This is a genomic window from Psychrobacter sp. C 20.9, from assembly GCF_001921765.1.
Classification (GTDB): domain Bacteria; phylum Pseudomonadota; class Gammaproteobacteria; order Pseudomonadales; family Moraxellaceae; genus Psychrobacter; species Psychrobacter piscatorii_B.
Map to the genome: position 1 here is coordinate 41766 of NZ_MRYC01000004.1, position 21712 is coordinate 63477.

A 21712-nucleotide genomic window follows, 5' to 3' on the forward strand; every position below is an offset into this window, starting at 1 on the left:
TTAGGTAACAATAATGGCTAACTACTATGTATTACTCACTGACTATGGCAAGTCATTTATTGCCAATGCCCAAGCTGGTTCACAACTTGCCTTAACGGATGTGGTATTAGGTGATGCTAATGATCAGCCATATCTACCTGATTCACGTTTAACAGAGACCAGCCTGGTACATCAAAGAGCAAAAGTAGCCGTAACCTCTATCAAGATCGTCAATGACACGACGGCTGAAGTATCTGCAGTTGTCCCGTCCAATGTAGGTGGCTTTAACCTGCATGAAGTTGGGATTACCGATAGTAGCGGCAAGCTTGTCTACGTGGGTAACTTTCACGGTGGTTATCGCCCAACGCTCACTGAAGGCGCTGGCGGTGACATGGAGCTTATATTTACGATTACTGCAGACAACCTTGCGACTGTTGTCATTGAAATGGATGGCAATGTGGTCATCGCTACTCGCGATTGGGTTACTGACCGTTTTGCTTTGAAATCTTTAGTGAGTGAACTACACGATATTATCAATCAATTACAGGATGAGCTTATGGCTACTCAGTTTCAATTACTTTCAGATCGTATAGACGAGATACAGGAAGGCATCGCGGGACTTTTAGATTTACAGCCATATAAAGTTGGCGATATTTACCAGACAACTATCAATCATCTGGATGCGGCTGCGGTGGCTACCCATCACGGCTATGGTACGTGGGAACGATTTGCTGAGGGCAGAACCCTTGTCGGACTATCTAAAAAAGCAAGTGATCCTAGCGACTATAAAACTATCGGTAATGAGTTTGGTGAAAATGAGGAAACTCTGACGCTTGCACAGATTCCAAATCATGAGCATACCGTTGATATGCATAGTGGCAGTATTGATGGTGGTACTCGCGCTGGTACTCAGAACACCAGTTCCAGCGCTGCAAATATCAAGACTAACGCTGTAGGTGGCGGTGAAGCGCACAACAACATTCAGCCATCAAAAGTCGTCGGCAAGTGGTTACGTACTGCTTAAAACATTATTTATTTTGGACAAAAAAAGGATCTAGACCATGGCATTAACTACTTACCATCACGGCGTCACTGCTACTGAGACCAGTAATATCACGCCAATTATCAAGTCCGTCAGTACAAGCACGATAGCACTCATCAGTACTAGCGCTGACGCTGATGACACCGCTTATCCTCTTGATACGCCGGTACTACTGACCGGCATTACCACGACTGATGTTACTAACGCAGGTAGCGATGACCAGTTATTGCATCAATGCTTACGCACGATTAAATCTATCCAGAATACGACTGTTGTTGTTCTGCGAGTATCTGAGCCGGTCGATCTGACGACAGTAGATATGCTATTGAGCTGCCAATCTCGCCTTGGCGTTACGCCAAAGATTTTGATCGCGCCTGAAATTGATACCCCAGATATGACACGTAAGCTGATTGAGATCGCCAAAAAACGCCGAGCGTTTGTATATGCCTCACCGCGAGCTGAAGACGGTACGTTGATTACAGTGAAAGAAGATATTGCCGCTTATCGCGATACGTTTGCGGCTCGTGAGTTGATGCTGATTGAAGGGGCTTTTGGTGAGCCGGGAAAGGCTGAACCGTCTGATGGTTCTGATGGTGACTTTAATCCCATAGTTTGCACCCCGACCTCAGCTGACTTTGCACCAGACTACCAACCTAGTTTTAGTGGCATTACTGCTGTGCACGCACGCTATCGAGTCAATAATGGGGAATGGATAGATTACGAAGCTCAGGTTGGTGTGGACACTCCAACGCAGGTGATTGAAAGATTTGTAAATTCAATAAAAGGCACCTCAGGTCAAAAGCTTATAGCGACATCGCTTGATACTGAGCTCACCTCAACACCTTTTTACTGTCCAGGTGGAAGTTCCGCCATCTATAGTGGTGCTGACCCAGAGTCTCCTTTGGTCAGCTTTGCGCAAATGTCTTTTGATAGATCTTTAGCTACAAAAATAGATTTTTCTGTTACGGCAGAACGACCAAATGACTTGGTGGCTGCGATGTTTAATAGTGATCAGACTGTCATTTCATGCGGACTGGCTTTTTGGGCATATCAATAAAAATTTAGTTAATTAATCTTAGAAAGGAAAAACCATGACCCAAGTAACCCCAATCATCGCCGTGGCCGCAGCTCTACGCGCTCGACTCGATAAGACGCATCAGTATAGCTTCGTCAAGTCGCTGTCCAATATCGCCATCGATACTGTTAGTGGTATCAAATATCCGCGTACCTGGGATCTAGAAGATCCTGATACTGAAGTCGGCTACCTAAATGCCAATGATGTGACCAGTCTCATTCAACACAACGGCTTTAGATTCTGGGGCAGTCATACTTGCTCTGATCAGCCTGAGTATATGTTTGAGCCGGTCGTGCGTACCTCACAGTTTTTGCTCGATACTATTATCAATGGCTGCTTTCAGTTCATTGATCAACCGCTCTCACCAACGACTGTGCGTGACATCATTCGTGCCATCAATACCAAACTGCAGGAGATGGTTAATTTCGGCTATTTAATCGGTGCAAAATGCTGGTACAACACCGAGCTAAACAGCGAAACGCTTTTGATGCAAGGCAAGCTGTATCTTGATTATGACTTTACCCCAGTGCCTAACCTAGAAAACCTTAACCTGAATCAGACGATCACAGATACATACCTGGTCAACTTTGCCGACTTGGTAGCAGCAGCGGCCTAATAGCTACCTGACGACCCTATTACTAAAAAGGAACCCCTATGTTACCTCGTAAATTAAAGAACTTCATGGCCTACAAAGGCCTTGGTAACCAAAAGCGCTATCAAGGTCAGATCCCAGAGATTGAGCTGCCCAAACTGACTCGCGTGCTCGAAGAGTATCGCGCTGGTGGTATGGATATGCCGGTCAAGGTAGATTTGGGCCAAGAAGCGATGGAGATGACCATCAAATGCGGTGGTCATGAAGCTGACTTGTACCGCGACTTTGCGCGTGCTGGTATTGATAAGGTCGTCTTGTCGTATTCAGGTGCTTATCAGCGTGATGATGACTGCAGTGTGTCAGCGGTCGATATCTATTGCCGTGGTCGCTTAGAAGAGATTGACCCTGGTACTGCTAAGTTAGGCGACGACACAGAAGAGTCATTCAAGTATTCACTGGCGTATTACAAGCTGGTCGTAGACGGTGAAGACATCATTGAAATTGATGCAATGGCGATGAAGTGTATCGTTAATGGTGAAGACCGACTGAAAGAGATCCGTGAAGCCATGGGAATGTTTACCACCGTCTAGACTGATCATACAAATTAAGTGGCCAAACCAGACACCTATTTGATTAAAAAACCTATTAAAACGACTAATTAAGGATACACCATGAGCAACAACGTAGAGATGCCGACTATCGAACTAGACTACCCTATCATTCGCGGTACTGGCGACAAGCAAAAAGAGATTAAAGAATTTACCCTGCGTCGTCCGATGGGTGGCGATTTGCGTGGCCAGTCACTCATTGATATTTCAATGGCCAAAGTCGATGCCCTAGCCGTAGTACTCCCACGCATCAGCAACCCTGTCATCCATGAGCATGAAGTCAAAAACATGGATGCCGCTGATTTGATGGATGTGGGGTTAACTATTGCAGGTTTTTTTACCAAAGCGAAACATCAGTTGCAAGCCGAAACCGCAGCTATCCCAACCGCGTAGAAGACTGCATGGCAGACATCGCCTTGGTGTTCGGCTGGACACCAGACGCGATGTATCACATGACGATCGAAGAGCTTGCTGATTGGCGCGAACGAGCGCGTATCCGTAATAACCCTGATGAATGATAACTTGGTTCCCTCACGAATGAGGGAACCAGGACAACATCAGCATCATTGATATCAACCATAAAGTGGGCGCAAATACATGGCAGACCTAAGCTTTCGAGCACAGATAGAACTTATCGACCGCATGACTGCACCCATGCGCTCACTCAGTAGCCAAGCCGATCGCTTAGGTCGTCAGTTTGGTGAGACAGCACAAGCAGCGCGTAAACTTCAGTCACAGCAAGGCTTGATCAATAGCTTCAGACAACAGAAACAAGCGCTAGCTGATACCTCAGAGGCTGCTGTTCGTAGCCGTGCCCGACTACAGCAGTTAGAGCAGCAAATGCGCGATACGGCCAATCCTAGCGCCGCCTTGGTACGTCAATTTGAGGCTGCAGGGCGTGAGTCACAGCGCTTGAATACTCGCCTTGATAGTCAACGGCAGCATTTACAGCAGTTACGCGGTCGTTTATCAGATGCAGGTATTAGCACCAATAATCTATCTGATCATGAGCGTGAGCTTGCGCGTAATATCGAGCGCACCAATCAGCAGCTGGCAGAGCAGCGCCGGCGGATGAACGAGGTTCGACAGCTTGAACGTCAATCACAGCAAATGGGTGATATGCGTAATAAGGCTGTGGGACTGGCCGTAGGCGGTGCAGCAGCAACCTATGCCGGTGCACGGTTCATTCAGCCCGGTATTGAGTTGGAACAGAACTTGAGTAAAGTTCAGGCGGTCACCCGTCTAGATAAAAACAGTCCACAGTATCAAGCACTGGTTGCACAAGCCAAAGAGCTAGGAGCGTCTACCAGCTTTACATCAGCCGATGCCGCGGCTGGACAGACGTTCTTAGCGATGGCTGGTTTTACCCCTGAATCTGTAAGAGCTGCCATGCCCGGGATGCTTGATCTTGCCTTAGCTGGTGGCATGGAGTTAGACCGAACAGCTGATATCGCGTCAAATATTCTTTCAGGCATGAAGATCGACCCCTCTAAAATGAGTAAGCTTGGCGATGTATTGGCAGGTACTTTTACCCGCTCTAATACGAATATCGAAATGCTTGGCGAAACCATGAAGTACGCCGCACCAGGCGCGGCGCTACTAGGTGTATCACTAGAACAATCAGCAGCAATGGCTGGTAAGTTGGGCGATGCAGGTATACAGGCGAGTATGGCCGGTACAGCGATGCGAGCTATTATGTCAAGAATGGCAGCAGGCCCAAAAGCGACAATTGAGGCACTTGATAGACTAGGTATTAAGACCTCTGATGCAAATGGCAACTTGCGCCAAATGCCAGATATATTAAAAGAGATTCACGATAAAAGTAAAAATTTGGGTAATGCAGAACAATCAGAATTGTTCAAGGGCATTGCGGGAGAAGAAGCCGGTGGCGCTTTAGCTGTCTTAGTTGCTGAAGCTGGCAATGGCAAGTTACAAACATTAATCACTGACTTGCAAAACGCTCAAGGAGAAGCCGCTGGATTGTCAAAAACGATGGGCGACAATACAACAGGTGACTTCAAAGCGATGACGTCGGCCATTGATGCCCTTAGAACCTCTATTTTTGATGCCAACGGCGGTGCGCTACGTGAGTTTATTCAGTCTATTACGGCGATGACCCAACGTTTGACCGCGTTCGCCAATGCTCATCCACAGCTAATGTCAGTACTAGGGACAATGTTCGCCACGTTAGCCATTGGTGCAGTCGTCATTGGTGGTCTGGGTGCGATCATGCTAACCATTTTAGGCCCTATGGCATTACTACGTGCGTCACTGATCACGATGGGATTACCAACGACACTGACACCGTTAGGATTATTGGCCAAGGCGTTTGGTATGATTGGTGGCGCGGTCAGAGCATTGACGCTCACGCTAATGGCAAATCCTATTTTGGCACTGTGCCTCGCATTAGCAGTACTGGCTTTCACCATTTATAAGAACTGGGACACGCTAGGCCCGATGTTTGCGGCGCTATGGGAGCGCATCAAAGCCATATTCAATACGGGTATTCAGGCGCTTAGATCCTTTATATCGAATTTTAGTCCAGTCAGCGCCTTTACAGCAGCGTTTTCTGCCGTTTGGGGTTACTTGGCTGGTCTGGGTGCGACCTTCAGGCAGTACGGCGCCAATATGCTCGAAGGGCTAAAAAACGGCATCTTAGGCAGGGCGCAAGCGGTTATCAATTCAATCAGCAATATCGTTGGACGTATCAAGGGTGCATTTACGGGTTCAAAAGGGATGGATATTCACAGCCCTAGCCGAGTTTTTGACAGCTATGGCGGTTATATGATGCAAGGCTTGGGACGTGGCATATTATCCAATGCTGGCATCCCCGTCAGTGCCACCAAATCTATCACTGGCCAAATCAATGATTATGCACCTATCAGTATCGACAGCCGAAAATCTATTTTGCCGCCTCGTGGTCAGTCTAGTATGGCGATGATGGGCGGTATGAGCAGTGGCAATATCACTATAAATATTCATGGCGCAACCGATCCGCAAGCAGTAGCGCGTGAAGTCCAGCGCGTATTAGCTGGTGAGCAACGCAATCAAATGGCACGTCAGCGTAGCCGCTTATCTGATATTGATTAAGGATTCATTATGTTAGCCAGTTTAGGATTGTTTGTATTTGAAACCACCAGCGCCGCATTTGATGAAATATCGCGCAAGTCTGGCTATCGTTTTGGCACCGGCAACGCGGTCGGTACCAGACCGCATATGCAGTATATCGGCCAAGATAACGATGACATATCGCTATCAGGTACGCTCTATCCAGAGATCACGAAGGGCATCGTATCATTAGATGAGTTGCGAGACATGGCAGCGACGGGTAAGACCTACGCGCTCATGAATGGTAATGGTTACTACTATGGCATGTGCTATATCACTGACATCAGCGAGACTCAATCACACTTATTATCAGATGGTACTGCTCGCAAAATTAGCTTTAGCTTAGCACTCAAGCTGGCAGATGATAGCGAGCGTGAGCAAGTGGCCATCTTAGACCAGGATCGGGCTGACGTATGACTAACCTATTCAAACTAACAATCGAAGGCATCGATCGTACAGCGCAGGTTGAGAAGCGTCTGATTAGTCTGTCGATGACAGACAAGCGGGGTACTGAAGCGGATGAGCTGTCACTGACGCTATCTGATCATGATGCGGCACTGCCCTTACCTACCAATGGCAATGCGATAAGGCTATGGCTTGCGATGCCTGATACTGGCGATATGATAGACAAAGGCACATTTACCATTGATCAAGCCGAGCACAGTGGCACACCTGACCAGCTGCAGATCCGCGCCAAGTCAGCCGATTTCAAGTCATCATTGAAGGTAAAACGCAGTGACAGCTATCATCAGCACAAGCTTGGTGAAATAGCGTCCAGTGTGGCCAAACGTCATGACTTGATATTGGCCATTGATAATGCAGTGTCAGCAATAATGATCGATCATATCGATCAGCACCGTGAGAGTGATATCAATCTATTGACCAGGCTTTGTGATGACCATGATTTGATGTGTACGATTAAGGCTGGACGGCTGATTATCAAACCGATTGCCAATGCAAGATCACCTTCAGGGGCGGCATTGGGAACAGTCACTATCACTCGTCAGTCTGGTGACAGTCATCGCTACAGTCGCGCCGATCGTACCAGCGACTATGACGAGACGACATCGAGCTATCATGATGATAAAACTGGTAAGACTAAGCATATCAGCGTCAAAGACGGTAAGTCCAAACCGATGGACGCCCTACCCAATGACAAGTCTCATGTACTGACTAAACCCGCTAAGAGTAAATCAGAGGCAGTATCCAAGGCAAAAGCGAGCGCCAACAAAAAAGCCCGCCAAGTGGCGAACTTTGATTTGACGTTAGCAGTAGCGCGTCCTGATATTATTGCTGATAGCCCTGCGACAGTGAGAGGTTTTAGACCTTATATCGATCAACATCAATGGACGGTCGTAGAAGTGACACATGACCTATCAGGCAGTGGTTATAGTACTGGTATTAAGTGTGAGGCTGGGGTTTGATTTACCATTTACAAAAACATCCATTAACTCTTTACATTCTTCTAGATACTGATTTGCAAGATCTAGATCAGCATCAGTAACATGCTTTTTCAATTTGTAATCAGCTTTCTTTCTAAGAGAATGGTATTTTTTTAGTTTAGTACCCACTTCTGTTAATCTGTCATCATTACATTGCATAAGACTTTCATAGTAGCATTCATGGGAACCATAGGATCTATACTTATCCTTCTTGATCAGATTAATGCCATGCTTCTTATTATTGACTATTTCACAAGCATAAGAAAAAGAAGCATAATAACCACGGCTAATGAGTAGCCTGTTATATGCTTCTTTAGGTTTAAAGCTATTTGCTTCTATTTGGGTTTTTTGTTCGTAGATATCATCTATACTAACTGGCATTTAAACCACCAAACTATCTGAACTTGAATAAATATCAGAAAATTCTTCTTCCTGACAAAGTTTAATATCTTTGAAAAATACTAAAAATTTGCTTAATAACTGACGGTTATCATTAGCTACTGCATATTCAACCATATAGCTTTCAAATTTACTAGTAAGATTTAATACGTCACTACTAGAAATGTTAGCGTATACATCAATGATTAAACATTGATCTTCATCGTCATCAATCTCAAAATGCATCCGGAGAGCCCCATAAAGGTATTTGTCATGGAAAATATTCAGTAATTTATAAAATTCTGAATACAAATCTATATCAATACCAATAGAAGATAAATCAGCTCCTAGTTTTTCCCATTGTTCAATATTTTGATAATGAAATTCAAGCCTACCTTTGATGCCAAGAGGTAATATATCCATACCTCGCACACTTTCATAATAATTTTTGAAACTTGTAAAATCTAAAGTCCAGCAAGAGCAATAGAAGAGATTTAGCAAAAGCTCAAAATCTTTTCCATCATTAGAAAAATATTCTTCTAAATCGGCTTTTGCTATTTCAAAATCACCAGTTCCTATCAAAACCGTATTGTAATTTGAAAAGTGATCTCCAAATTTAGGAGCTAACTTTATCACCTTACTGTATTCAACTTTTGCTTGAGGAAACTTACCTTCAGCAGCATACAAAATACCCATAGCAGAGCTATACAAAATAGCATCTTCAGGAGTATCTATTTTGCCAATTAAACGTTCAATATTCTTCTTAGCAGCACGAAAATCAAAGTGGTTTGGATCAATTATACCTTTGTGTTCTGCATTAAGATATTTGACAACCAAATTTTCAGCAATATCACTGATTTTATCTGCATTGGTCTGTAACTGACGTGATGCCATAATTCACCTTTACTCTTTATCTATTTCATATAGTACTAATTAATTTTCTAGATAAATAAGATACAAAAAAACGTCCTAAAGGACATTTATAAAATAATAGTTGACTATATAAATAGGAAAAAATGTATGTAGAGAATATTTGATTTGACTACGCAATGAGATGCAAACAATAGCACCTCACCACACGATATCAGTGGTAGGAGCTAATTGCATTATGTAAATAGTACCACCTTGCTACACTTTGGGCAAGCAAACTAAGCACATAAAAAGCGAAAGATCAAGATTGACTTTCTATATCTTATTGGAGTGTATGACTATGAAAAGTGTTCAAACTCTATAGAACAAGAGCTTAGCATAAGTGATGGATTCATCTGATATCTATACACATAAAGCAAATTCCATCATCACTTTGACTTTAAGTTTATTAGAAATAACTAGGTTAACCTAGTAACCAACGAGGCAGATACTCACGTTTATAATCTTTTATCCAAGTGACGATGAAAATTTGCAAGGCATATATGCCACCTATAGCATATAAGGCCAAATGGTACGGCTCTAACGAGATATAATAATTATTAAGAAAAGCAACCTCTCTAGGCATCATATAATCAATAAAAACGGTCATTAAAAGTACAACTGAAGCCGCAGCTGCACCTCGAAACGAATACATTAGGGAATGCTGAATTGCGCACCATATATCCAGAAAAAAGTCTTTCATTTTAGTTTATGATTCCTTGTGCCTTATTAGTGTCAGAATATCAAAACCATATCACTATGACACGCTTTCAGCAATGAATATTTAACTTCTGTTTACTCGACCGTTAATTCTGACAAAATATAACAAAAGACAACAGCAATCAAAAGCAAGCCCACATAAAAAAGCCCGCCAAGTGGCGAGCTTTGATTTGACGTTAGCAGTCCTGATATTCCTAATACAATGATACATATTAGACCATGCATTAACGAGCATCAATTAATGATCATTGATGTCAGTCATGGCTTGTCAGGCAGTGGTTATAGCACTGGGATTAAGTGCGAGGCTGGATTATGACTCTTAATTTTCTATTTTAGCTCTCATTACCCTGAAAATGGAGATCGGAGTTATTCCATAAAAATCATCAGGCCTTCCAATAATTTCCTTGTAAGCATCACTCATTGAAAAAAGAGCATGAAAGAAAGGGTTTGCTTTAACTAGATTATCCTTGAACTTCTCTAAATCTTTCGCATCTTCTTTAACGAATCTATCAGGTATAGCATCTAAGATACCTAGAACTACGAACTCTTCCGAAGATAGAGTTTTATGTTTAAGCGCAGACACCAAATGAGCCGATGTTAAGTATTTTTTATCTAACGCCATCCAAGCATGTTGTGTTGTACCACTGTTCACTTGCATAGTTGCTTGAACGCCAATTGGGTATGCATTGATGACATTAAAAACGGTCTTCATATTAGACTCTTCTTCATCTGAAAACTCTTCTCCAGCTTCCTGATTAAGTTGTCTATGAGCATCTAATGCATTATCGGAGTTTTTACCGAGCGTTTCAAAATCCGCAAAATTGATTAATCCTTGAATCATGACTAATCTACCTAAATTATTGGCAGCTAGTTTTTTAGAAATTAGATTGTATTCATCAAGGAGGTTGATCATATCTCGTGGTAAAACATGGTGCATATCCATCAACTGGTCAAGAGACTCTTCTTTACTATCTCCTTTTATACCTTCCGTATGCAAAATATCGCGAGGACCAGCTGTTACTTTATAAGTAAAATCTTTCTGTTCACGACTAGAAGATGTTTTCTGATTAGGAACGCCATCCATAAGCTGAGCGTAATAAGAATGAATTCTATCTATATCTAGATATATAAAATCATAAATCGATTTCGTGGTTTGTTGCTTTGCCATTTAGTTTCTTTCGCTCTTTTATTCGCTCATCCATCTCATCAAATTCTTTATCAAAACGCTTCCAGCGGTCACTGAATTCAGACAAAAAAGACGGCAAAAAGTTTTCAGGTATACCTGAATTACTTTTATCACTCTTATTTGCTTGCTTGTCATTTTTATACATGATGGACTCTAAATAGTTAATTTTACTAAATATTTTCTTTTGTCACATATGAGGATAGCACAAGAATATGTTCGTTTGGACGAATAGTTACAGTTGTAGACCATTATTTACTAAAGCGTACCATCGTGACACGCTTTCATCAATAAATATTTAACTTTTGTCAGTCCCAATCAACCGCTTCACGATAGACACCCCATCCAAATGGAAAGTCTGTAACCAACGTAGCATGTTTCAAAAAGTGCTCAAGCCATAATGTCATATAGTCTGTAGCCATACTTAGTCACTCCCTTTGTCGTCTTTCAAACTATCGGAAATACTTTTCCGCACAAACGCCCCAAACTGCTCACGAGTCAGCCCAGCATCTATAAGAAAGCTATCATCAAACGGTACGCTGATGGGCTTTGGCAGTGACTCTTCAGTGGCAAAACTGGCTTCAAGACGCGCCACAATGTCTGCATTCATTGAACGGACATGTTCTCTTGCTGATTCTTTTATTTTGTCCCTTAGCTCTTCTGGAAGCCTTAATTTGTACTGGGGTTCAGTTTGTAGAGTCATTTATTTAGCCTTACGTACCTACTAGGTGTTGACAACACAAGTATAAAAGAATAAAGTTACAAACGTACCTACTAGGTACTTTTATAAACCTATAAGGTTTAATATTACCACGATTAAAAGGAAATCAAAATGGCAGCAAAAAAAACCGTTGATTATAAGCTCAAGCTAGACCCTGAGCTGCACCACTGGCTAAAAGTCCACGCCGCCGAAAACTACCGTACGTTATCGGCCGAAATCACCATGCACTTAGACCAAGCATGCAAAGCCGCACAAAAGGAAAAAGATAATGCTAAATAGACCGAATACCACTCAGCAGATCAATACTTACCTACGCAGTCAGCAGCTGTTATATCGTCATTTGCAATTATGTCAGCGCATAAAAAAGGCAGACCGCTCCCGCCAAGAAGTATCTGCCTTTAACAACAATGAAATCAACCTAACTAAAGTTAATTCCTTTAACCAAATAACTCATGGAGTTAATCAGTATGTCACAGTATAACACAGCACAAGAAACTACCGCTAAAGCTAAAACACTCACCAAAGCTGACAATCGCGGTGACTACATAATGAAAGGCGATACTAGCGCAAACCATGAAAGCATCATACGCAATTTATTTAATGCGCTATTTGTCAGCGAACGTCAGCATGGTATCAAAACCGACCATACATCTACTCATCCAACAATGATGACACTTGATATCTATCAGGTACAGCAGCTCATGCAGTCACACTGTGGCAAACTTATCACTCATATGGAGATTGTTGATGCACTCTACGATTTGGAAGAACCAAAGCTGCTACAACCCTCTAAAATCGCTTTTAATTCTGAGTTAGATGGTAAAAGAATTGATGCAATACGTTTAATTTACAAAGATTCAAAATCAGAAAATAGCGACTCGGAAATAGTAGACTCTATCTCTCAAACAACTCAAACATTTAAAAAACTCAATCAAGTTTTAAAAGAGGAGAACGAATTGGGTAATGCAGCTATTAAAAACAAGCAAAATAATACTGCCACACCTGAGACAGACGAGATTGCACTCGAACTATCCCAAGTAACCTTTGCAGAGACACCAATTAAGCCTGGCAAGTGGGAGACAGATGCCAAAGCTTGGAAAACCAAAGCATTAAAGCTACATGAACAGCAGACCATTGATCGAGACACCATTCAATCACTGCGTGCTGTCATCATCGATATGGCAGAGACACTGCATGTCGCAGATCCGAATGCCCGTATCAGCATGACCAGCAGCGACCTACTGGACTTAGTACACAGTCAAAAAGATATGTCAGACAATGCGTTTTAATAGCTCAATAGCATAAGGAACCAGTCCGAGTGACTGGTTTTTTTGTGCCCAGCATTTACTCAATTGTCTCGTTTGACTGTATCGATCAGCCCCAGTCCTAATGTCGCCAGTGTCTTATAGTCGTAGTCTTCATTGGCATTTGCCCCGGCTTGTACCAACGCTTCCTCTGCGTGATACATCGCACTCAATAACCTATCTGATGGATTCTCCAGATCTATCATGTCAGGTAAGTGAATTAGACGCTGATGATAGCTTGGGACGTAGCTTTCACCGTTGTTTATCACATCTGTTGCGATATCACCTATTCTCTGTCCCGTCAATATATACATCACATCAAAACCTGTGTTCCAGAGTCTATTGAGCAATGATATAGGCATGTCCCGTTTACCCAACTCATAATTCCGGTAAGTGTTGGCATGTATATCTAGCTCCGTACAGACCTCAGAGCTTTTAAGACCTAGCCTAATTTTCTCTTCTTCAATTCTAGCCCCTAGTTCTGTCATATCCATAATAAACCCCATATAATACTCAAATGTGTAAATATCACTTGATTGGCTCACTCGTTTGTATTAGTATTTACTCATATGAAGTAAAGCGCTTCATATAGATGTACTTAACAAACATAGGATACCACCAAAATGAATCAAATCGAATTAGCCTCAACTCAAAAAGGTCAGCTTAAAAAAAATAAGCGTATCGGGATATCAGTACGTTTAGAGCTAGATGACCATACTGAGCTTGGCCAAGTGTCTGATAAAGAAGAACGCTCGATGAGTTTTGTAGCTCTGCGACGTTATCTTAAAGGTCGTGAACTAGAGCTATCTGAACAAAATCAATAATCTAAAATTCTGAGAGAACACTATGTATCCAAAGACCAAACCACCTGAAAAAAATCTCGCTGATATTGGTAAACGCTTGAAGTTTGAGAGAAACCGTTTAGGGCTAAAAGCAATTACAGTTTATGAATCGTTAGATATTTACCAAACAACTTATAAAAATTATGAAGAGGGAAAACGCGATATTCCTTCGTCATTGCTTATCAACTTGTGGCATTTAGGTTTTGACATCGTATTTATCCTCCTTGGTAATCAATCCTCAGCCACACAGAACACTGCTAAGTCCAGTGACAACCTACCAAAGAAGCTTACTGAAGCCGAAATGAGACAGTTAAAAATGTTAACTGAAACTCAGAACAAATTAAAAAATACGGAACATAAGATTTTAGTGTCTCAACAGATTGATGGGATATTAAAACAAGATATGAATAAAAATCGTTCTAAAAGATTTATTAGTTAAACCACCAAACCCAGAAGGAAACCAAACCATGAACCCAAACACCAAAAAGCTACGCGATAACCCGATCAAAATCAGTGTCGATCACTACGACTATCAGATATTACTGGCCCATTCTGAGCGGTCAGGTATCGAGATGGCCACGCTGGTCAGACAGCTTGCCATGAGCAAGATCCATGACCTGGTATTTCGTGAACAACCTATCGCTATGATACTGCCATCACAAAACACAGTCGAGATGCCATTAGGTCACTTTTGGGCGATGACACAAGCACCGGTCAGTACCTCAGGAGTCACCAGCCATGCCTAACGATGTCTATATCCACCCAACCCCTGCAGAGCAGCGCTTACTTGAAAGTAAGGCTGCCGAGCATGGAGTAAGCGTCGATGAGTTTGTCGCTTGGGCACTGAGACAAGCACTCGCTGAAACAGATAAAGAGTTACAACTCATCGTCAAACACTAAAAGAGGTCTTATATGCGCTGTCCAGCTTGTCATTCTAACTGTTTAATCCTGCGTACTCGCGTCATTACTGACTACTTACGCGACATAGAACACCGCTGCAAAAATGATGAATGCGGACATATATTCGTCACTCAGCAAGAGTATGTACGCTCGATAGTCAAGCCAGACGTGCAGAAAGACAAACCAATCAGCGCAAATGCCTAACCAAACTACCAAACCAGACGAGCAATATTATGCAAACCATGCAAGATGATACCCGTAGCGAGCTAATCACTCGCCTCGTACAAGATTATGGTCTCAAATTCTCCAGCGACCGTCAGTTTTTGCGTTATGGCCGCTGCCCATCATGTAATAAAAAAGAGTTGTTCACTGGTGCTGATGCGCCGTGGACGATCCAGTGTGGCCGCGCTAACAAGTGCAATTATCAAGCATCTACTCGCGACATTTACCCAGATATATTCGCCAATTGGACGAAGAAAAACCCACCAACACCCAGCAACCCAAACGCCACGGCTGACGCTTATCTTCAGTCGGGACGTGGCTTTGATACTGTCAAATGGCAAGGCAGCTATACCCAAGAAGTATTTAAAGACTTCTATTCTGACTTTACTTGTCCTAGTGTCCGTTTCAACATCACAAGCGAAGGGCAAACTCTAGGGTATTGGGAACGGCTGATTGAGCCGGCTGCAAATATAAAAAAGGCCCGTGTGCAAACAGGCTTTAAATTTAAAGGTCATGCTTGGTTACCGCCAAAGCTGCACCTACAGCATGGCGTCTGGTCATATGTAAAAGAGCTATGGATTACTGAAGGCATCTTTGACGCCATGGCACTGACTGAAAACGGTCTACACGCTATCAGCAATATCACAGCGGGTAACTATCCCAATATCACGTTAAATCAAATCAAAGCCAGGCTCGATGAGCTTGGTAAGCCATACCCAAAAATTATCATTGCTCTTGATAATGATAAAGCAGGACAGGCTCAAACTGACAAACTGGTGGCAAGAGCGCGACAACATGGATTTGACGCCACTGCCGCCCAGTCGAGTGAGTATAGCGGTGGGTCTGATTGGAACGACCTACACAAAGCGGGAAAACTCACTAAGTCAGACCTTGAACGCTACCGCTTTTATGGTGAGCTGCTTATTGCTGATACCGCTAAAGACAAAGCATTGCTGACTTATAACCAATATAACAACAGTAGCTTTTATATGTTTTTTGATAGCTGCACGTACTGGGTAAAGGTCGATATTGAAACTTTTGATAGGTCTAAAGTATTGAATGAGTCGAGCGAACCAACCCAAGATTTATTTGATACTGAAGAAGAACTCAAAGAAGCGCATCAACTATGGCACGATGACTTGATGCAGTCCTGCATGACTGTCACTCAGATTATGAACTGTCAACCGCAAGCGCTCTACTATCAGCAAAACCTGGTCACCGATGAGTCGTGGTATTTTTTTCGTATTCGCACACCACAAGGCGACACTAAAAATACATTTACCGGTAGCCAACTCTCTGCAGCGGGTGAATTTAAAAAGCGCCTATTATCAGTCGCGCCTGGCGTCATTTATCAAGGCAATTCAAAGCAGCTCGACATTATGTTAGGACGCATGATTAATGGCATCAAGACAGTAGAGACCATCGATTTTATTGGTTATAGCAAAGACCATCAGACTTACATTTTTAACGATGTCGCTATTCGTCACGGTCAGAGCTATCCGCTCAATGCTGATGATTATTTTGACCTGCCAAATAATAAGAGCCTAAAGACACTCGCTGCCAGTCCAAACATCAGAATCGGTGACCGCCCCAAAGATCCAGCCAACTGGTTAGCAGACATCATATCTGGCTGGGGTGTGCAAGGCGTCATTAGTCTGGTCGGCTTCATGGGCAGCTTGTTTGCCCAGCAAGTACGTGACCGTCAAAAGTCCTTTCCTTTTCTAGAAATCGTTGGTGAGCCTGGTACTGGTAAATCAACCCTACTTAGCTTTTTTTGGCGCTTGATAGGTCGTGACGGCTACGAGGGTATCGATCCTAATAAAACCACTAAGGCCGGTCGTCTACGCTCACTATCACAAACATCAAATATGCCTAGCGTCTTTATTGAGTCTGACCGTGATGGTGCCGGCACTGGTCGCAATAGTCAGTTCAATTGGGACGAACTAAAAAACCTATATGACGGCGGCACGATTGGTACACGCGGCGTCAAATCAGCCGGCAACGAAGTCTACGAGCCACCGTTTCGCGGCACTATCGTCATCAGTCAGAATTTGCCCGTAGTGGCCTCCAAGGCAGTACTAAGCCGTATCTGCCACCTATTCTTTGCATTGGACAACCAGACCCGAGATTCTGAAGCAGCAGCCAGACGTATTGAGGCACTGCAGACCGAAGATGTCAGTCATTTCTTAGTCGATATCCTCAAGATGGAAGACAAAATACTGCAGGTATTTTTTGATACCAAAATAGCGCATGAGAACTGGTTAAAAGACAGCGGTGTCAAAGCTTTTCGTGTTGCTCATTGCCACGCGCAGATACTCGCCATGTTTGATGCGATGAAACTGGTATTGCCAGATTTGCAACGCTTGGACGGTGCGGTAAAGCAGGAAGTATTTAACATGGCAACCGAGCGCGATCAGACGCTCGATACCGAGCATCCGCTCAATATCCAGTTCTTTGATGTGCTCGAACGATTGAATGCAGCGCCCAACGCAATCGAAGGTGCTGGTCATCATATTCGCCGCTTGCATATCAACCACAGCAAGAACCCAGAACTATTGGCAATCAGTATGCCAGAGATCTATCAACTTGCGAATGAGTACCGCTATGACCTACCGCCACAATCCGACATGCATCACGCGCTTCGCCAGTCTAGACAGTTTAAGTTTGTGGCAGCAAACAAGACCGTAGCGTCTCAAATCACGGGCCGTAGCATTCGTTGCTGGGTGTTTGAAATGCCTAAAAACCTAAGTCTCACTTAATCAAAAAGGAATAAACATCATGACATTAAAAACTTCAAAAAACGAGATTAAAGGCAGTGATCTGACTAGAGCAATGCTTAAGAAATATGAAGGTGGCGGAGTGCATTGTGTCATATCAGATGAGAGTGATGAAGCTGCTCTTAACTGGTGCACCTATGTAAACAGTCCTGCAGGAGTGACGCTCATTATTAAAGAAGATGAAAACGGCATATTTGTCTGTAAAGACGGCAATAAATGGGAGTTTGCTGTACCTGTGGACCTAATCCCCTTATCCCAAGAGAAAGCCAGTCTTTAATATCAGACCAAAAAGGAAGTGATATGAGCAACGCCATCAACGAGCTTTTTTGTGTCATGCGTGTCGTCAATGCTAGTAACGAACCTTTATGCCCTGAGCAAATCGTTGCTAAGACTTGGCTAAACCTAACAGCCGTAAGACTTTATGCGAAAAGGCTTTACGAAGAAGGTCTGATTGAAATAGCAACTCTAAGAGAAGACGGGCGTCACTATTACATGAGAAAAGGATTAAGAACATGACATACGATTTTAAAGATAGTGACGGTGATTGCAACGAATGTGGCTGCGAGCTTTGGCTTGGTCAAAGCGAAGCACCTCATGCGGATTTATGCGGTCACTGTTATGAACTAGAAATTATCAATGAAGAGTGCCTTGCTCCAGTTGGCCACTTTACGCATAAGGAAACCAAATAAATGGACTTAAACAAATTAATGCAAATGGCCATAGAACATCAGCAGCAGCAAGAAGCATCGAAGCTCCAACACAACGCAGCTTTTGAACTATTGGCTTTAACCTTTATCCGAACCATTCCACCAGTCCAGCGTGAGCAAGAATTATCTCTGTCCATGAAAGAAGTCATCGACAACGCTGGCTATCTTGATGATGAACAAGAAGAGGTATTCCTTGAGCTGATGGGTAATGCAAAAAATATAGTTATTGATATGGCAATTAAAACGGAGGCAAGTCGATGAAAGCGTTAACAGGATTTTTTATCAGAAAAAATAAGAATGTGCAGGTTAGATGTCTTGGTCCAGGTCATTGTAGGAATGATCCAGAGAGACTAACAATTAAATTTCTTAATGGTCATACAAAATATATGAGCCAAAAACAGTTTTTTAACGAGTTTATCAACCTTGATGATTTGCTTGCAGAAATAACTGAAGGTAGTCAATGGGAATCTATTGGTAGTCGGCATACGATTCGTGTCACTGATATTAAAGTAAGAACTGGAAGAGTCCTTTTTCGTATAGATGGCGTGCCAAAAGAATACTCATTCAGTAGTACCGATATTTTTAGGTTCAAAGACCTATTTTTACCAGTGCGCGAGGCTAAGTAAATGAACCTAGTCCGCGCCCTATTTTCTTATAACCGTGAAAGCCCCTTACATTGGCTGACTTTCGACACGGTAAGCGGTCAGATGATTGACTGCTCAATGCACCCAACGCACAAGCAGCGAGACCTCTATCAAGGCAAGCATTACAGCATCAACAAAGACAAGATTGAAATGCGCTGCAAGGTCGAAGTCTATCAAGAACGTAAATACGAAAAATTAACTGAAATCAAAATAGGAATAAAATAAATGAGCGATATTATTGACCGCGCCAACGACCAGGCGCAAGAAGAGTTAGAACGCAACTTAGCCAAGGCTGCACGCTTTGATAAACCCTCACTGGCAGAGTGTATCGATTGTGGCGAAGATATTCCTGAGCGCCGGCAGCACTTAGGCGGTGTCACCCGCTGTATCGATTGTCAAAACAATATAGAGGGACGGAGGTAGTCATGCCATTACCACTAAGTTTATATCGTTGTCGTGACAGCGTTTGCATAGCAACTGATGAAAACATGGTCAATGAGCATCTAAACCGTGATCGCATGGGTAGAAAATCCCCAGTAAATAAAATGCCAGAAGGTAGCGTTATCTTACATAACAACAAGCCCTACGGCATAGACGAACTGACCAGACTGGCACATAAGAAGGCAAAAACAATGAAACTGGATCTAGACAACCCGTTCTCAATCATCATTGATGACAGGTTTATCAAATGAGGGTGGCACGTTTGCCAAAAAAAAACAGCCCTCACCATCGTGAGGGCTGTTTTGCCAAATTATTTGAGCCAAAAGCCCCAAACCAAGAACTTTTAAGTGGCTCAATAGTTACCAAACCAGACCTTTATTATAGCGTCAAAACAGTGTAAAAGCTAGTTATATCAGGCTTTTAAGAGATATTTACATCCACTTGACGTCATAGGAGCATTCAAAGTGGCCAGTATTGAACCACTCAAAACCAGTATTCGCATTATTTGGTACGTAAACGGTGAAAAAGATAGCGAAACCTTACTAAACACACCACCAACCGCAGCAAACAAGGCTAACGCGCAGAAAATAGCGGATATGGTTGAGCAACAGATACAGATGGGTATATTTAACCGTGACGCCGTATTCCCATCATCACCAAAGCGACAAGCATCATATTTTGGCTATTATATTCCCGTTTGGGAGAATGCCGAGCAAAGTACAGTCTCCCCAACGACTTGGACGACCTATACCAGTAAAGTGGCCAACCACATCACGCCATACTGGCAAGATAAGCAAATAAGCAAAATCAGTGCTGAAGACGTCGAATATTGGGTATACAAAGTGCTCAGAATCAATCTATCACCGAAAACGATTGTCGATATACTAGGTTTATGGCGATCAATATGGAGTTACTGGGCACGTCATCAAAAGAACCCTAACGATCCAAGCCAGTACATCAAGCTTAACGCAAAAGATCCCAAAGACATCGAGCCATTCACTCGTGAAGAGATCGCATCAATCATCAATACCGAAACGGACACAACCTTTCGGAACTTATGGACGGTCATGTTATGGTCAGGTCTATCCAGTCACGAGCTGATGCCACTGGCCGTAGAAGATATTGATTTTGATCAGGCAACAGCATATATCAGACGTGGCTTTGTGAAAGGCATTCATAAGGCGACTAAAAACCGACGACGCAAACGGCAAATTGAACTACTACCGATCGTAGCGAATGCCTTGGTCAATCAACGCGAATTGCTAACTGATCAAGCCCCTCAAGCTGTCAAGGTACTTGAGCGAGATAATCACACCTATGAAGAACAGCATCTAACGTGGCTTTGGTACAACCCGCGCACCGGTAGCCATTACACATACCCTCAACTTGAAAAACGCTGGAAGCGCCACCTTGATAAATGCGACATACCCTATCGCGCTTTAAACAATGGTCGTCATACTTATGCAAGCCAAGTGCTATCAACGGGCATAATCAGCGCCGAATGGTTAGCCAACCAACTGGGCCACGTAAATACAGACATGATCCATAAACACTATGCAAAGTTCATTCCCAGTGACACGCGCCATATCATCCGCAACTTAGCCAATGCACTAGACAACAGCCAGTAACACAATCAGCAAAAAGCCCTAAATATAGGGCTTTTTTTATACCTCATTTATAGGTTCAAGTAATAAAATACCACAGGGGTAGCAATATGAGGTAATCATAGTAATAGTTTAATAAAACAGCCATAAGTATTTGATATTATTATTATTTATAAATACCTTAATATAGTAATTAAAAGTAATTATTATTACATATATAGTATAAGTATATGATTTATATACATTTTATAGTTTCTTTATTAATACCTTTTAGCTGTGTATTGGATTACTTAATAATTACCTCTAAATTACATAAAAAACCTAATAAAATCAATATGATTACCTATATTACCTAGTTTGCATACCACCCCCAAAAATTTAAAAACATCAAAATAAGACGGTGCACTGGCCACGCTTACGATCTGCTTATATCTTACGTGGGATTACTATGGGATAGCTATACCTGCTTAACTCAACACTACATTCTAACAATATCATGTACTTAGCACCCCAA

The 21712-nt window shown here is 42.7% G+C and carries 32 protein-coding genes and 1 pseudogene; 26 read left to right on the forward strand and 7 right to left on the reverse strand.

Annotated elements, in window-relative coordinates:
* Window positions 1–13 precede the first annotated feature (13 nt).
* The 9 genes from BTW00_RS03555 (at window position 14) to BTW00_RS03595 (ending at window position 7828) form a co-directional block, all read left to right on the forward strand.
* Window positions 14–1003: a phage tail protein gene (locus tag BTW00_RS03555; protein WP_075106264.1), complete on the forward strand. Its 990-nt coding sequence runs from the start codon at window positions 14–16 to the stop codon at window positions 1001–1003.
* A gap of 37 nt (window positions 1004–1040) precedes the next feature.
* Window positions 1041–2078 carry a hypothetical protein gene (locus BTW00_RS03560; RefSeq protein WP_075106265.1) on the forward strand — a complete coding sequence of 346 codons (1038 nt, stop codon included), beginning with the start codon at window positions 1041–1043 and terminating at the stop codon, window positions 2076–2078.
* 34 nt (window positions 2079–2112) lie between these two features.
* Window positions 2113–2712, forward strand: coding sequence for a phage tail sheath C-terminal domain-containing protein (locus BTW00_RS03565; RefSeq protein WP_075106266.1), 600 nt, complete (start codon window positions 2113–2115; stop codon window positions 2710–2712).
* A 38-nt stretch (window positions 2713–2750) separates the two neighbouring features.
* Window positions 2751–3278, forward strand: coding sequence for a phage major tail tube protein (locus BTW00_RS03570; RefSeq protein WP_075106267.1), 528 nt, complete (start codon window positions 2751–2753; stop codon window positions 3276–3278).
* Window positions 3279–3359: 81 nt separating this feature from the next.
* The gene (locus BTW00_RS03575; RefSeq protein ID WP_075106268.1) at window positions 3360–3689 is read left to right on the forward strand and encodes a phage tail assembly protein; all 330 of its coding nucleotides are present in this window, start codon (window positions 3360–3362) and stop codon (window positions 3687–3689) included.
* 8 nt (window positions 3690–3697) lie between these two features.
* Window positions 3698–3814, forward strand: coding sequence for a GpE family phage tail protein (locus BTW00_RS03580; protein WP_075106269.1), 117 nt, complete (start codon window positions 3698–3700; stop codon window positions 3812–3814).
* Between the two features lie 79 nt (window positions 3815–3893).
* A complete protein-coding gene (locus BTW00_RS03585) occupies window positions 3894–6386 on the forward strand; it encodes a phage tail tape measure protein (RefSeq protein ID WP_075106270.1) in 2493 nt (830 codons plus the stop codon).
* A gap of 9 nt (window positions 6387–6395) precedes the next feature.
* Entirely contained in the window at window positions 6396–6821 is a 426-nt protein-coding gene (locus BTW00_RS03590) for a phage tail protein (RefSeq protein ID WP_075106271.1), read from the forward strand.
* Window positions 6818–7828 (forward strand): contractile injection system protein, VgrG/Pvc8 family, encoded by a 1011-nt coding sequence (locus BTW00_RS03595; protein ID WP_075106272.1) that lies wholly within the window; start codon window positions 6818–6820, stop codon window positions 7826–7828. The genes BTW00_RS03590 and BTW00_RS03595 overlap by 4 nt, the downstream gene beginning before the upstream one ends.
* Here BTW00_RS03595 and BTW00_RS03600 read toward each other — a convergent pair.
* From BTW00_RS03600 to BTW00_RS13830, 6 genes are all read right to left on the reverse strand, one after another.
* On the reverse strand, window positions 7781–8227 hold the full coding sequence (locus BTW00_RS03600) for a hypothetical protein (RefSeq protein ID WP_075106273.1): 447 nt from the start codon (window positions 8225–8227) through the stop codon (window positions 7781–7783). The genes BTW00_RS03595 and BTW00_RS03600 overlap by 48 nt on opposite strands.
* Window positions 8228–9118 (reverse strand): hypothetical protein, encoded by an 891-nt coding sequence (locus tag BTW00_RS03605; protein WP_075106274.1) that lies wholly within the window; start codon window positions 9116–9118, stop codon window positions 8228–8230. It lies immediately after the preceding gene.
* A gap of 439 nt (window positions 9119–9557) precedes the next feature.
* Complete coding sequence (locus BTW00_RS14035) at window positions 9558–9836, reverse strand: hypothetical protein (protein ID WP_075106275.1); 279 nt, start codon at window positions 9834–9836, stop codon at window positions 9558–9560.
* A gap of 336 nt (window positions 9837–10172) precedes the next feature.
* Window positions 10173–11021 carry a hypothetical protein gene (locus tag BTW00_RS03615; protein WP_075106276.1) on the reverse strand — a complete coding sequence of 283 codons (849 nt, stop codon included), beginning with the start codon at window positions 11019–11021 and terminating at the stop codon, window positions 10173–10175.
* Window positions 10987–11184, reverse strand: a complete 198-nt coding sequence (locus tag BTW00_RS03620; RefSeq protein WP_075106277.1) for a hypothetical protein — start codon at window positions 11182–11184, stop codon at window positions 10987–10989. Before BTW00_RS03620 ends, BTW00_RS03615 begins: the two co-directional genes overlap by 35 nt.
* A 276-nt stretch (window positions 11185–11460) precedes the next feature.
* On the reverse strand, window positions 11461–11739 hold the full coding sequence (locus BTW00_RS13830) for an Arc family DNA-binding protein (RefSeq protein WP_083603559.1): 279 nt from the start codon (window positions 11737–11739) through the stop codon (window positions 11461–11463).
* A 129-nt stretch (window positions 11740–11868) separates the two neighbouring features.
* On the opposite strand from BTW00_RS13830, the gene BTW00_RS13910 reads away from it, so the two are divergent.
* Together BTW00_RS13910 and BTW00_RS03635 are read left to right on the forward strand one after the other, a co-directional pair.
* The gene (locus BTW00_RS13910) at window positions 11869–12036 is read left to right on the forward strand and encodes a DNA-binding protein (RefSeq protein WP_143506512.1); all 168 of its coding nucleotides are present in this window, start codon (window positions 11869–11871) and stop codon (window positions 12034–12036) included.
* A gap of 188 nt (window positions 12037–12224) precedes the next feature.
* Window positions 12225–13046, forward strand: coding sequence for a hypothetical protein (locus BTW00_RS03635; protein ID WP_075106279.1), 822 nt, complete (start codon window positions 12225–12227; stop codon window positions 13044–13046).
* A gap of 59 nt (window positions 13047–13105) precedes the next feature.
* Here the strand turns inward: BTW00_RS03635 and BTW00_RS03640 are convergent, their stop codons facing one another.
* Window positions 13106–13555, reverse strand: a complete 450-nt coding sequence (locus BTW00_RS03640; protein ID WP_143506515.1) for a helix-turn-helix transcriptional regulator — start codon at window positions 13553–13555, stop codon at window positions 13106–13108.
* 129 nt (window positions 13556–13684) lie between these two features.
* Between BTW00_RS03640 and BTW00_RS03645 the strand changes: the two genes are divergently transcribed.
* From BTW00_RS03645 to BTW00_RS03705, 15 genes and pseudogenes are all read left to right on the forward strand, one after another.
* The gene (locus BTW00_RS03645) at window positions 13685–13885 is read left to right on the forward strand and encodes a hypothetical protein (protein WP_075106281.1); all 201 of its coding nucleotides are present in this window, start codon (window positions 13685–13687) and stop codon (window positions 13883–13885) included.
* A 22-nt stretch (window positions 13886–13907) separates the two neighbouring features.
* Window positions 13908–14342 carry a hypothetical protein gene (locus BTW00_RS03650; protein ID WP_075106282.1) on the forward strand — a complete coding sequence of 145 codons (435 nt, stop codon included), beginning with the start codon at window positions 13908–13910 and terminating at the stop codon, window positions 14340–14342.
* A gap of 28 nt (window positions 14343–14370) precedes the next feature.
* On the forward strand, window positions 14371–14649 hold the full coding sequence (locus BTW00_RS03655) for a hypothetical protein (RefSeq protein ID WP_075106283.1): 279 nt from the start codon (window positions 14371–14373) through the stop codon (window positions 14647–14649).
* A complete protein-coding gene (locus BTW00_RS14040; protein ID WP_178379245.1) occupies window positions 14642–14803 on the forward strand; it encodes a hypothetical protein in 162 nt (53 codons plus the stop codon). The genes BTW00_RS03655 and BTW00_RS14040 overlap by 8 nt, the downstream gene beginning before the upstream one ends.
* 12 nt (window positions 14804–14815) lie before the next feature.
* Window positions 14816–14899 (forward strand): annotated as a pseudogene (locus tag BTW00_RS14285) (hypothetical protein); the annotation flags it as partial.
* A 14-nt stretch (window positions 14900–14913) separates the two neighbouring features.
* Complete coding sequence (locus tag BTW00_RS03665; RefSeq protein WP_083603560.1) at window positions 14914–17784, forward strand: toprim domain-containing protein; 2871 nt, start codon at window positions 14914–14916, stop codon at window positions 17782–17784.
* Between the two features lie 19 nt (window positions 17785–17803).
* Window positions 17804–18079 (forward strand): hypothetical protein, encoded by a 276-nt coding sequence (locus tag BTW00_RS03670; RefSeq protein ID WP_075106285.1) that lies wholly within the window; start codon window positions 17804–17806, stop codon window positions 18077–18079.
* Window positions 18080–18102: 23 nt separating this feature from the next.
* On the forward strand, window positions 18103–18318 hold the full coding sequence (locus BTW00_RS03675; protein WP_075106286.1) for a hypothetical protein: 216 nt from the start codon (window positions 18103–18105) through the stop codon (window positions 18316–18318).
* Entirely contained in the window at window positions 18315–18491 is a 177-nt protein-coding gene (locus tag BTW00_RS14045) for a hypothetical protein (protein WP_178379247.1), read from the forward strand. The genes BTW00_RS03675 and BTW00_RS14045 overlap by 4 nt, the downstream gene beginning before the upstream one ends.
* Window positions 18492–18770, forward strand: a complete 279-nt coding sequence (locus BTW00_RS03680; RefSeq protein WP_075106287.1) for a hypothetical protein — start codon at window positions 18492–18494, stop codon at window positions 18768–18770.
* Window positions 18767–19135 (forward strand): hypothetical protein, encoded by a 369-nt coding sequence (locus BTW00_RS03685; RefSeq protein ID WP_075106288.1) that lies wholly within the window; start codon window positions 18767–18769, stop codon window positions 19133–19135. The genes BTW00_RS03680 and BTW00_RS03685 overlap by 4 nt, the downstream gene beginning before the upstream one ends.
* Entirely contained in the window at window positions 19136–19378 is a 243-nt protein-coding gene (locus tag BTW00_RS03690; RefSeq protein WP_075106289.1) for a hypothetical protein, read from the forward strand.
* Window positions 19379–19576: a TraR/DksA C4-type zinc finger protein gene (locus tag BTW00_RS03695; protein ID WP_075106290.1), complete on the forward strand. Its 198-nt coding sequence runs from the start codon at window positions 19379–19381 to the stop codon at window positions 19574–19576.
* Between the two features lie 2 nt (window positions 19577–19578).
* Window positions 19579–19845, forward strand: coding sequence for a hypothetical protein (locus BTW00_RS03700; RefSeq protein ID WP_075106291.1), 267 nt, complete (start codon window positions 19579–19581; stop codon window positions 19843–19845).
* A 213-nt stretch (window positions 19846–20058) separates the two neighbouring features.
* The gene (locus BTW00_RS03705; RefSeq protein WP_256713990.1) at window positions 20059–21222 is read left to right on the forward strand and encodes a tyrosine-type recombinase/integrase; all 1164 of its coding nucleotides are present in this window, start codon (window positions 20059–20061) and stop codon (window positions 21220–21222) included.
* Window positions 21223–21712 lie beyond the last annotated feature (490 nt).